1 protein-coding gene is annotated in these 1,568 nt (G+C 34.4%); it reads left to right on the plus strand.

Annotation, left to right across the window (positions count from 1 at the left end; all coding sequences use genetic code 11):
- Window positions 1-128 precede the first annotated feature (128 nt).
- Window positions 129-1,445: an IS4 family transposase gene (locus tag ACTNC0_RS18135; RefSeq protein WP_441088479.1), complete on the plus strand. Its 1,317-nt coding sequence runs from the start codon at window positions 129-131 to the stop codon at window positions 1,443-1,445.
- Window positions 1,446-1,568 lie beyond the last annotated feature (123 nt).

Below are 1,568 nucleotides of genomic sequence, written 5' to 3' on the forward strand. Positions count from 1 at the left end.
CACAATGTCATTAACTTAAAAGCAGAAGATATTTATTCCTAAAAGGATTAGATATCTCCTGCTTTTTTTGATATGCTTATATTGTAAAAAGAAGCCATGAACCTGCTCAAAAAAGGATGTGATTATACATGAAACATTCTCAGAAACGTACATTCATGGATGTAGAAAAAATGAGTTCTGATGAATTTAAGGCATTTTGCCGATCAGGTAATAAAAATCATTTTACCAGAATTCGAAAAATGCCTCTTCAGGATCTTCTTTTCACAATGATAAATAGAAAGGGGCTGACGTTGGCATTGGAACTGAGAAATTATATGAAACTTGCTCATCCTGGTGTGTCTATTTCAAAGCCAGGATATCTGAAACAGCGTATGAAACTTAATCCAGATGCTTTTTTAGAATTATATAAATATCATAACCGCAACTTTTATGCAGATTCCACCTTTTCAACTTACAAAGATCATTTAATATTAGCCGCTGACGGCTCAGATATTAATATTCCTACCACGGCTGAAACACTGAAACTGTATGGTTCTGCAAGCCAAAAAAATACAAAGCCCCAAGCTCAAATAGGATTAGGCTGTATTTATGATGTCATGAATCGTATGATACTGGAAAGTGACTGTAATAAGGCGAAATTTGATGAAATGCGCCTGGCCGAAAAACAGATGGAGCGAATACCGGAAACAATAGGCAACATTCCCTACATTATTATCATGGACAGAGGCTATCCTTCTACGCCAGCGTTTATACATATGATGGATAAGGATATTAAATTTGTCGTACGTTTAAAAAGCAGTGATTACAAAAAAGAGCAAAGCAGTTTAGCAGAAAATGACCAGATAGTTAAAATAAAACTTGATAAGTCAAGGATCAGACATTACGAGGGAACGCCGGATGGAGAACGTATGAAAGAACTCGGTGAAATTTCATTGCGTATGGTAAAAATCCTATTAGAAAACGGAAGTTTAGAAGTTTTAGCTACAAATCTTTCACAAACTGAATTTCATGCAGAAGAAATCAAAGAATTATATCATATGAGGTGGGGAATAGAGACTGCGTATGAAACGCTAAAGAGTCGGTTGCAGTTAGAAAATTTTACAGGTACAAAGCCCATTCTGTTATTACAAGATATATACAGCACTATATATCTGAGCAATTTAGCCGAAGATATCATATTAGACACAGAGCGTGAACTGGATCAGAAAGAAGCAAACAGAAAACATAAAATGATGATCAATCAGACAGTTAGTATTGGAATCTTAAAAAATGATCTGATTTATATACTTCTTGAAACGGATGACCAAAAGAAAAATATATTATTTCAGCAAATATACGAAGATATCAGTAAGAATCTTGTTCCCGTTCGTCCTGATCGACATTATACCAGAACAAAAGGGCGGTTAGCAGGAAAATATTCGAATACCCATAAAAGAGCATACTGATCTAAAAAATACGAGTAGAAAGAAAAGAGGATAAGTATGCCCATACAAAAAAACAAAAAGCAGGAATCGTAGTTTTATAAATGCTTACGATTTCTGCTTTTTGCTAAAGTTAATGACATTGTG

The organism is Blautia sp. HCP3S3_B11 (assembly GCF_052064435.1).
Lineage (GTDB): Bacteria > Bacillota > Clostridia > Lachnospirales > Lachnospiraceae > Blautia_A.